The 9096-nt window shown below is 57.8% G+C and carries 10 protein-coding genes; 6 read left to right on the top strand and 4 right to left on the bottom strand.

What is annotated here, in order from left to right; translation table 11 throughout:
- The 3 genes from BIS10_RS15340 to BIS10_RS15330 all read left to right on the top strand — a co-directional run.
- On the top strand, window positions 1-633 hold a 633-nt coding region (locus BIS10_RS15340; protein ID WP_253506396.1), incomplete at its 5' end, for a sulfite exporter TauE/SafE family protein.
- A gap of 70 nt (window positions 634-703) precedes the next feature.
- Window positions 704-1900: a Xaa-Pro peptidase family protein gene (locus BIS10_RS15335; protein ID WP_253506393.1), complete on the top strand. Its 1197-nt coding sequence runs from the start codon at window positions 704-706 to the stop codon at window positions 1898-1900.
- Window positions 1901-2038: 138 nt separating this feature from the next.
- Entirely contained in the window at window positions 2039-2410 is a 372-nt protein-coding gene (locus BIS10_RS15330; protein WP_253506391.1) for a hypothetical protein, read from the top strand.
- Between the two features lie 25 nt (window positions 2411-2435).
- On the opposite strand, the gene BIS10_RS15325 is transcribed toward BIS10_RS15330, so the two are convergent.
- Window positions 2436-3437: a Fic family protein gene (locus BIS10_RS15325; RefSeq protein WP_253506387.1), complete on the bottom strand. Its 1002-nt coding sequence runs from the start codon at window positions 3435-3437 to the stop codon at window positions 2436-2438.
- Window positions 3438-3638: 201 nt separating this feature from the next.
- Between BIS10_RS15325 and BIS10_RS15320 the strand changes: the two genes are divergently transcribed.
- From BIS10_RS15320 to BIS10_RS15310, 3 genes are all read left to right on the top strand, one after another.
- Window positions 3639-4757, top strand: coding sequence for an alkene reductase (locus BIS10_RS15320; RefSeq protein WP_253506385.1), 1119 nt, complete (start codon window positions 3639-3641; stop codon window positions 4755-4757).
- A gap of 166 nt (window positions 4758-4923) precedes the next feature.
- Window positions 4924-5397 (top strand): TspO/MBR family protein, encoded by a 474-nt coding sequence (locus tag BIS10_RS15315; RefSeq protein WP_253506382.1) that lies wholly within the window; start codon window positions 4924-4926, stop codon window positions 5395-5397.
- Window positions 5398-5432: 35 nt separating this feature from the next.
- Window positions 5433-6023 carry a cell division protein ZipA C-terminal FtsZ-binding domain-containing protein gene (locus BIS10_RS15310; protein WP_083024023.1) on the top strand — a complete coding sequence of 197 codons (591 nt, stop codon included), beginning with the start codon at window positions 5433-5435 and terminating at the stop codon, window positions 6021-6023.
- Window positions 6024-6026: 3 nt separating this feature from the next.
- Here BIS10_RS15310 and BIS10_RS15305 read toward each other — a convergent pair whose 3' ends face one another.
- From BIS10_RS15305 to BIS10_RS15295, 3 genes are all read right to left on the bottom strand, one after another.
- Window positions 6027-7613, bottom strand: a complete 1587-nt coding sequence (locus BIS10_RS15305; protein ID WP_253506380.1) for an ABC-F family ATPase — start codon at window positions 7611-7613, stop codon at window positions 6027-6029.
- A 128-nt stretch (window positions 7614-7741) separates the two neighbouring features.
- A complete protein-coding gene (locus tag BIS10_RS15300; protein ID WP_083024019.1) occupies window positions 7742-8608 on the bottom strand; it encodes a sirohydrochlorin chelatase in 867 nt (288 codons plus the stop codon).
- A gap of 30 nt (window positions 8609-8638) precedes the next feature.
- The coding region (locus BIS10_RS15295) for a histone deacetylase (RefSeq protein WP_253506377.1) at window positions 8639-9096 on the bottom strand (458 nt) is incomplete at its 5' end.

Below are 9096 nucleotides of genomic sequence, written 5' to 3'. Positions count from 1 at the left end.
GTGATATTCCCCGCCAGTACTGCCATGGCCGTGCATGGCGTTATCCAGTTAACGTCCAATGCCTCTCGGGCGTGGCTTTCGCGGCGGTTTATCGTGTGGCGCATTGTGGCGCTTATGGCGCTGGGCGTGCTCAGCGCGGCTGGGCTTCTGCTGCTGTTTAACTACACGCCCAATGCGGCCACCGTTTCTTTATTGATCGGGCTGCTGCCTATCTTGGTATGGACGCCCAAGCATTGGTTCCAGCTCGATGCCCATCGCGCCAGCCACGCGTTTTGCTGCGGCATCGCCTCGGGCGGCCTCACGATTGCTGCCGGGGTATCCGGCCCGCTGATCGATATCTTCTTTGTGCGCTCGCAGATGGACCGCCGCCAAGTCGTCGCTACCAAGGCCATGATTCAAGTGGTCGCCCACTCCATTAAAATTCTCTTCTACTTAAGTGCCGCCCTTGCGCTCAGCGCGGGTGAGTGGAGCATCGTGCTACTAGCCGCCCCGTTTGCCATGCTGGGCACCCAAACCGGCACACGGATTCTGCACCGCCTGACCGACGCCAACTTCCGCACTTGGACCCGCTGGATCGTCACGGGCATTGGGGTGTTCTACTTCCTGCAAGGTGTATATCTGTTAACCCGTTAACCGTTGAGGGCATTCGCGGCACGCTTTAGATGGCGACCTATACTGACCTTACCTAACGCTGGAGGTCGCCATGGATTACCACCACTACCGCGAAGCCCTTGCCACCTCGCTTGCCCAAAGCGAGCTACCCTTTGCCCCCGCTGAGTATCAAGCGCGCCTTGAGAAGGTGCGCCACGCCATGGCCCAGCGCGGGCTAGACGCGCTGCTGCTCACCGACCCCGCCGATATCAATTATTTGACCGGTTACCACACCTTTGAGGTGTCGGTGCATGCCTGCTTGGTCTGCACGCAAGAAAAGCTCGTTCTACAAGTGGCTTCGATTGAAACGGGTGCTGCGGTGGTGACCGCCCGTGTTGACGAAATTATTGGCTACCGATGGGAAAACCTGGATGAAATCATCGCCCCGCTGGCCGACCTGTTAACCCCCTGCCCGCGCATTGGCATCGACGGCTGGAGCAGCGGGCTGCGGGTCGGCGTGATGGACGCCCTAACCAAGGCGGTGGGTAAAGAGCGCTTTTTTGAAGCGGGTGACCTGCTCGATGCCATCAAGATCGTCAAAAGCAGCGCCGAGCTTGAGATGCTCAAAGAGAGCGCCCGCATCACCGCCGCTGGCTTAGAGACGGCGATGGCCGCCATTCAACCCGGCATGACCGATAACGACATTGCCGCCATTGGCGCAAAGGCACTGCTTGAAAACGGCAGCGAGTTTATGAGCCTGCAGCCTATCGTCACCAGCGGACACAGCATTGGAGTGATTCACGTTAACCATAAACGCCGCGCGATTCAGGCCAATGAGCCAGTGTTTTTAGAGTTCGGCGCAGCGTATCAGCGCTACACCGCACCGATGATGCGCACCGCCGTAACCGGCACCCCGAACGCCGCCCTCACCGCCACTCAAGACCTCTGCCGCTCGATGTTTGAAACCCTTTGCGAGGCCATGCGCCCCGGCCACTCCTTTGATGCCGCCGCCCAGGCCGCGGATGCCCTGCTGGCCCCTCAACGCGACCAACTGTTTTTCTCCGGGGTGTTTGGCTACGCCGTGGGCGCGCAGTTTCCGCCGAGCTGGGTAGAAGGCACGGGCTACATTGCCAAAGGCCAAACGCGCACCTTTGAAACCAACATGGTGTTTCATTTACCGCTCTGCCTGCGGGTGCCCGGCCAGTGGGGCGTTGGCTTAAGCGATACCGTGGTGGTCACCGAACAGGGCGCCAAGCCGCTCACCAACAACGATTGGCAGCTTTATCAGGCCCGTGATAAAGGCCCGTGATAATAGTTCGAGACAATAGCCTGAGATTGACACCACGATTGAGGGAGGCTATCTTCACCAGAAATGCAAATGAGAAACACTCTCTTTTTTAGCCAACACCTTGGTAGATAAAGAGCCGTTGAGGTAAAGGGACGTCACATGACCAGTGAACAGCGCCAGCTTCGTCAAACCCTGCTGTTTTTACGCACATCGTTTGAAGCCGTTCAGCACTCCATTGCCGGACGGCTAGAAGACCCGCTGCCCTGCTGGCTAGACACCAGCATGCTCTCGATGCTCTCCCGAGAGCTGACCCGCTGCTGCCAGCAGGCCAAGCCACTGTTCGCGCCTGCGGTTGTGGAGCAGCTCTTTATCGCCTCCCAACAGTGCGACCTGCTGCTCAAACAGTGCCCCGGCGTACTCAGCAGCGCCGTCTGCCACCGCCAACTCAGCGCCATTATGCTGCCGCTCACCAGCGCCATCGGGCAGATTGATACGCCTGTTAAACGTCGCTGGCCTTGGTCAAGAGGATAGCCACGAGCAAACCACGCTCAGTCAATTAACCTTTATTTTTGGCAAGTATTTGCTTACCCAACGCGGTTAATCGATATTTCTGAGTTGGGCTACGTGGCGAGTCGGGCTGCGTCATTTCAATCAACCCAGAATTAAGCAGTGGATTCAGCACCGCCGCACGGAACTTGGTTCTGTTGGAGCGCCCCACTACGTTCATCAAACGTGTGATAGGGGCTTCTTCAACACAAGTCTGAAGCAGATCTACTTGCTCCTTACTTAGTCCCTGCTTAGTCCCTACTTGGTCAGTGACATCAGGGTCGCCCTCAACCGCAGTAACCTCATCAATCAAAAAACCTGTATGAATAGGCAAGCGAATTAAGAAGTAGCTACGCTCATCGTCGGTTTCGAATATCGGCTCTGGAGAATTGTTCGCTTTCATCACGCGAAGAATCTTTGGCACACCCGTTGAACGGCCTTCGGTTAAATCCAGCTCTTTTAAAAACTCGCCAATGCGCCGATTGCGGTAACGGCGGCTGACGGCTTTACCTGCCTGCAGGTCTTGCAAGCGGATAGAGCGATCTGGCCCTGGGAAACTCAGTACCATCAGCTCTTGACCATCAATACGTATTTCAATGGGTTCACGAATTTCATAGGAGCGATGGTACACGGCATTTACCACCGCCTCCTCAATAGCAGCCAGCGGAAAATTCCAGAAACGCTCAGCCTGAGGACGATCAGCGTGTTTGGTTACGCCCTCTTTCAGGTAGTTGCGATTGATATAGTCCAAGGCATCACGAGTGATGCGGCCAAGCGGCCCCTTAAACACTTTTTCTTCGAAATGATCACCACCAGCTCCGTCTGGAAAGTACACCACGTCTATTTGGGTGGCTGGGAAGAAGTGCTCAGGTTGCTCATTAAAAAACAATAGGCCAACATTCTTAGGAAAGGCCATTTCGCTTGGGCCACCCACCACGTTCATGCGACGGCCTAAGGTTTCAATATCCAACTCGCGGGCTTCAGCCAATAACTCACTACCAATGTCGTGCAAAAAATCACGCATTAAATAGGGAGAAAGGTCGCTTAATTTTGCCGATTGGCGATAGCGATCATCAAAAGGTACTCGGCGGGGTTTTGTTTTGCGCGTCTGTCCCCATTAACTAGGGCATAGCATCGTCGTTGGCGCTTACTAGTAAACTGGTCTATTCTATTCGCCACGATGATAACCACTGCTTCAAAGGAGTTTTGCCCTATGGCGTACGAGACGCTGTTTACCCCCACCACGCTAGGTAGCCTGAACATTCCTAACCGCGTCATCATGGCGCCGCTGACCCGTTCGCGCACGCCGGATAGCGTGCCGGGCAAGATGCAGGAAGCTTATTACGGCCAGCGCGCCGGTGCGGGCCTGATCATCAGCGAAGCCACTAACATCTCTCCCACTGCCCGTGGCTATGTGTACACGCCCGGCATCTGGACTGATGAGCAGGAAGCAGGCTGGAAAGGCGTTGTGAATGCCGTTCACGCCAAGGGTGGCCGTATTGCTCTGCAGCTGTGGCATGTGGGCCGCGTTTCCCATGAGATGGTGCAGCCCAACGGCCAGCAGCCGGTAGCCCCCAGCGCGCTGAAAGGTGAAGGCGCTCAGTGCTTTGTTGAATTTGAAGACGGCACCGCTGGTCAGCACCCCACCAGCACGCCGCGTGCGCTGGAAACCGACGAGATTCCTGGCATTGTGGATGACTACCGTCAAGCGGCCATCCGCGCCAAGCGCGCTGGATTCGATATGGTCGAAGTCCACGCTGCCAACGCTTACCTGTTGAACCAGTTCTTGGCCACCGGTACCAACCAGCGTACCGACCAGTACGGCGGCTCGCTGGAAAACCGTGCCCGCTTCCCGCTGGAAGTCGTTGACGCGGTCATTGAAGTGTATGGCGCTGAGCGTGTCGGCATTCGTATGACGCCGTTTATCGAGCTGTTTGGTTTGACCGACGACGAGCCGGAAGCGATGGCGTTCTACATGGCGGAGCAGCTCTCCAAGCGCGGCCTGGCTTACCTGCACCTGAACGAGCCGAACTGGGCGGGCGGCGACATCACCTTCCCTGCGGGTTTCCGCGAGCAGATGCGTGAGCGCTTTAGCGGTAGCCTGATTTACTGCGGCAACTACGACGCCGAGCACGCTGAAGCACGCATTAGTGAAAACACCACCGATGCCGTGGCCTTTGGACGCCCCTACATCGCCAACCCGGATTTACCGGAGCGCTTCCGTGTGAACGCCCCGCTCACCGAGCCGAACCATGAAACGTTCTATGGCGGCGACGAGAAGGGCTACACCGACTATCCGTTTATGGATAACGGCTACGACCGCATGGGCTAAGCCTATTCGCTAAGTCGTGGTCTGGGTTTCCCCAAGTGGGGAACCCTTATCCCTGAAAAGCATCACTTAGGTGGTGCTTTTTTTATGCCTAACGGTTTTAAAACACTGCTAGGCTATTGATTCTCTCGTTTTAACGCGACGTATTGTCTTCACGAATAGGTGGCACATGCTCGGTTCGCTCTTAGCGATGCTGGTATCTTTACTGCTGGTGGGCGCCGCTGCGGCAACAGGCGCACGTTTTCGCCCTGATGGCTGGTACAGGGCGCTGCGCAAACCCCGCTGGACACCGCCTGACCTGGCCTTTCCCATTGCCTGGGGTATTCTCTATCTGCTGATGGCGATTGCGGCTTGGCGGATTTATATGGCGGACGACTCGCCACTGCGCAGCGCGAGCCTGGCTGTGTATGGCGTGCAGTTGTTGGCCAATGCGGCGTGGTCTTGGCTCTTCTTTGGGCGCAAGCAGATTACCGCCGCGCTAGTAGATATCGTGCTGCTGTTAGGACTGATTACGCTGGCCATCGGTCTGTTTGCCCAGGTGAATACCCTCGCCGCGTGGCTGATGGTGCCTTACTGGCTGTGGGTTGCTCTGGCGCTGGCACTCAATGCCACCATTTTGCGATTAAACAGAACCTATAAATAGAGCCTAGGTGTTAACTAACTAAAGGGTTTCACCCCATGGATATGACGTCTCTTCCCGTGCTGCTGGCCTTTGCCTCTCTGCTGTTAGGCATAGTAGCCGTGGTGATTTTCGCTTACGTTGTGGTGCCCAAACGGCGTCGCGCCAAGGCCAAGGCCGAAGAAGCAGAGGCACCGGTCGCCGCGCCTACGCCGCCGCCAGCGGAAGAGCCGCCGCCCGCTCCCGCGAAGCGCACGGGGAAAGTCAAACAGCACTCGCTGTTCGTCATTTTCAACCAGCCGGATGTCACCACCGATGAGCGATTGACCGAGTGGCTGCGTGAGAAAGGCGCCCATTACGACGCCATCAAGAAGGTGTTTTTGATCGACGGCCAGCAGGCATCTAACCCGATTACCGTGGCCAACGCCTTCCCGCCTGGGGAAATGCCCGACCTGCTGCGCGGGGAAACCCACGAGCCCATTCGGGGGGTTAGCCTGCTGGTGAAGCCGCCGCTGCACAAACGCCGCAATCAGCAGATGCACGTGTATGTGGAACTCGCCAAAGAGATGAACGAGACCTTCAGCGGCGACATGCTGGATGCCGACCGAGAGCCAGCCACCGAGGCCACCTACGCTCAAATCATTGGTTAAGCGCTACACCACGCCTTGGCTGCGCAGGTAGTCGTCGTAGCTGCCGCTGAAATCGACGATGCCATCCGGCTGCATGTCGATGATGCGCGTGGCGAGGCTGGAAACAAACTCCCGGTCGTGGCTGACGAACAGCAGCGTGCCGGGGTAGTTCTCCAGCGCTAGGTTGAGCGCTTCGATAGACTCCATATCCAGGTGGTTGGTGGGCTCGTCCATCAGTAGCACGTTGGGGTTGGTGAGCGTTAGCTTGCCAAATAGCATGCGGCCCTGCTCGCCCCCAGAGATCACCTTCACCGACTTGTTGATATCGTCGCTTGAGAACAGCATGCGGCCCAGCGCACCACGTACTACTTGCTCACCGCCTTTGGTCCACTGGCCCATCCACTCAAACAGCGTGGCGTCATTGGCGAAGTCATCGGCGTGGTCTTGGGCAAAGATGCCTAGCTCGGCGGCGTCGGTCCACTTCACTTCACCGGCGTCTGGGCGTAGATCTCCGCCCAGGGTTTTCAGCAACGTGGTTTTGCCAATGCCGTTAGGGCCGATAATGGCAATGCGCTCGCCCGCTTCGACGGTCATAGAGAAGCGCTTGAACAGCGGCTCGCCGTCGTAGCCTTTGGTAATCGCATCCACGTTCAACGCGTTGCGGTGGATTTTCTTGTTTTGATCAAAGCGGATAAACGGGCTCACCCGGCTGGAGGGTTTGATATCTTCCAGCTTAATTTTATCGATCTGGCGCGCACGCGAGGTGGCCTGCTTCGCTTTAGAGGCGTTGGCCGAGAAGCGGCTGACGAACTGCTGCAGCTCGGCAATTTGCGCTTTCTTCTTGGCGTTATCAGAGTGCTGACGCTCACGGGCAGCGGTGGCGGCCGTCATGTAGTCGTCGTAGTTGCCGGGGAACAAGGTGATTTCGCCGTAATCCAGATCCGCCATGTGGGTACACACGCTGTTCAGGAAGTGACGGTCGTGGGAAATAATCACCATGGTGCTGCTGCGCGCTTTTAGAATCTCTTCCAGCCAGCGGATAGTATTGATATCCAGGTGGTTGGTGGGTTCGTCCAGCAGCAGCACGTCCGGGTCGGAGAACAGCGCCTGCGCCAACAGTACGCGCAGCTTCCAGCCGGGCGCGACTTCGCTCATGGGGCCGGTGTGCTGTTCAATAGGAATGCCCAGGCCCAGCAGCAGCTCGCCCGCGCGGGACTCGGCGGTGTAGCCATCCAACTCGGCGTAGCGCACTTCTAAATCAGCTACGGCCATGCCGTCTTCTTCACTCATTTCAGGCAGCGAGTAGATGCGCTCACGCTCGGCGGCCACTTTCCACAGCTCGGCGTTGCCCATGATAACGGTGTCGATGACCCGCTCGTTCTCATAGGCAAACTGGTCCTGGCGCAGCTTACCCAGCCGGGTGCTGCTATCCAGCATCACCTGCCCAGACGAGGGCTCCAGCTCGCCACCCAGGATTTTCATGAAGGTGGACTTACCGCAACCATTCGCGCCAATCAAACCGTAGCGATTGCCGTTATTAAATTTGACGGAAACGTTTTCAAACAGGGGCTTGGCCCCAAACTGCATGGTGATATTGGCGGTTGCGATCAAGATAGAAGCCCTGGTTAACGAAAAAGCTCTGAAACGAAGAAGCGCTGGTTGATGAACGAGCACGCTTGCAAAAGCCCGCGATTCTACGCGCCTTTGGGCGACGTTACATCTCCCCTCTTTGCCTTCCTTTACCGGGCATCTGAAGCGTGTGCAGGCATTTCCAGCAGAAAGCGTTCTCCGTCAAGCGCTTGGCGCAGCCGCGAGTGTAAAATCTCAACAATCCCCTGGTGCTCGCCTACCAGCGCGGTGGTCGTCACCTTCAACCCGGTGTGGCGCTGTTCGGCGGCGGCGCAAATCTCGGCAATATCGCCACCCTCACCGGCATGACGGCCTGGGGAGAGAAACAGCATCGCCAGCACCACGTTGCTGCTGCTGAATTCAGGCGTATCCAGCAAGTTCTCCAACAGCGGCTCGTTAAAGCGGTACTCGTCACCTTCCCGGCGCTCCATAGAGGCCGCCGCCACGCAGCGCACGTCGTTGCCTAACAGCACGCTCAACTGCCCCGCTAAGCGGTTGCGCACGGCAGTGACGTCGGGGATGGGGCTGCCGTGATCCACCAGCGCGACCTTGGCAGTGCCTTGTTCAGGCAGCTGCGCACGTACGTTATCGGCCAACAGCTGTGCCAAGCGCAGGTCGTTATTCCCCAGCTCATCCACCAGCGGCTGAGCAACCCGCACCGACACGTTAGGGAAACGCGCCTGTAGCGCGGTCATTCGCTCGGGCAGGTAGCCGGTCAGCGCTTGGCTGGAGCCGAAGAAAAACGGCAGCACGATAATCTCGGTGGCTCCCGCCTCGGCGCTGCGTTCGGCAGCGGGGCCTAGCGTAATGGCGGGTATGCCACCCACCTCTTCAGCGGGGATTTTATTGGAGTGCAGCAGCGAGGCCGCCTGAACGGTCTCCCCCAGCTGTTCACTTAACGCCGCAGCCACCCGGCGCAGGTTATGGGTGGCCTGTGGGCGCTTGGAGCCGTTATCTACCAAAAAAATGGCGCGCATCGTTTTCTATCCTTTTTCTGAAAGAGGGCGTTACATCATCAGCACATCCGCAGCGGCACGGTGCAGCTGGGCGTGGCGTGTGGCGAGGGCGGTAATATCGCGGTCGTAGCCGCCGCCAATCACCGCCGCCACGGGAATGTCAGACTCGCGACAGAGGTTTAGCACGTAGTGATCTCGGGCATAGAGCCCATCGCTGCTTAGCGATAAGTAGCCCAGGCGGTCATCCTGATGCACGTCCACGCCCGCATCATAGAGCACCACATCCGGCTGGTAAGCGGCGAGTAACCCCGGTAGCCAAGAAGCGAGTTCGGCTAGATAAGCAGCATCCTCCATGCCGTTGGGCAGGGCGATATCCAGGTCGCTTTTTGCTTTGCAGGCGGGGAAGTTACGCGCCGCGTGCATGGAAAAGGTAAACACGCCGGGCTCGTTAGCAAAGAGTCGCGCGGTGCCGTCGCCTTGATGCACGTCGCAATCCACAATCAGCACAC

It is taken from the genome of Halomonas sp. 707B3 (assembly GCF_024158645.1).
In the GTDB taxonomy this organism is placed as follows: domain Bacteria; phylum Pseudomonadota; class Gammaproteobacteria; order Pseudomonadales; family Halomonadaceae; genus Vreelandella; species Vreelandella lionensis.
Note: the sequence above shows the minus strand (reverse complement) of the source record. Positions and strands in the feature narration are given on the sequence as shown.

Coding starts and splice junctions, on each gene's coding strand:
- BIS10_RS15330 (WP_253506391.1), top strand. CDS start 2,039: ATGACCAGTGAACAGCGCCAGCTTCGTCAAACCCTGCTGTTTTTACGC.
- BIS10_RS15335 (WP_253506393.1), top strand. CDS start 704: ATGGATTACCACCACTACCGCGAAGCCCTTGCCACCTCGCTTGCCCAA.
- BIS10_RS15300 (WP_083024019.1), bottom strand. CDS start 8,608: ATGCGCGCCATTTTTTTGGTAGATAACGGCTCCAAGCGCCCACAGGCC.
- BIS10_RS15315 (WP_253506382.1), top strand. CDS start 4,924: ATGCTCGGTTCGCTCTTAGCGATGCTGGTATCTTTACTGCTGGTGGGC.
- BIS10_RS15310 (WP_083024023.1), top strand. CDS start 5,433: ATGGATATGACGTCTCTTCCCGTGCTGCTGGCCTTTGCCTCTCTGCTG.
- BIS10_RS15320 (WP_253506385.1), top strand. CDS start 3,639: ATGGCGTACGAGACGCTGTTTACCCCCACCACGCTAGGTAGCCTGAAC.